This is a genomic window from Bradyrhizobium sp. Kon10 (assembly GCF_055807395.1).
This window is the reverse complement of sequence record NZ_JBVVOZ010000319.1, coordinates 1-250: the sequence shown is the minus strand read 5'-3', so window position 1 is coordinate 250 and position 250 is coordinate 1. Positions and strand designations below refer to the sequence as shown.

General features: G+C 63.2%; 1 protein-coding gene. It reads left to right on the top strand.

Going from position 1 to position 250, the window contains the following annotated elements; translation table 11 throughout:
• A partial coding sequence (locus AC0L2O_RS37200; protein WP_473373255.1) for an ABC transporter permease subunit occupies window positions 1-250 on the top strand: 250 nt, incomplete at both ends.

The window sequence follows — 250 nt, the reverse complement described above, 5'->3', positions numbered from 1 at the left end:
GATCGAGGCGGCGGCGATGGACGGTGCCGGCGAGACCAAGCGCTTCTGGACCATCGTCTTCCCGCTGCTTGCGCCGACGACCTTTTTCCTGCTGGTCGTCAACACCGTCTATGCCCTGTTCGACACTTTCGGCATCGTCCATGCCGTCACCGGCGGCGGGCCAGGCAAGACGACCGAGACGCTGGTCTACAAGGTCTACAATGACGGCTTCGTCAATCTGATCCTGGGTGACTCGGCGGCGCAGTCGGTC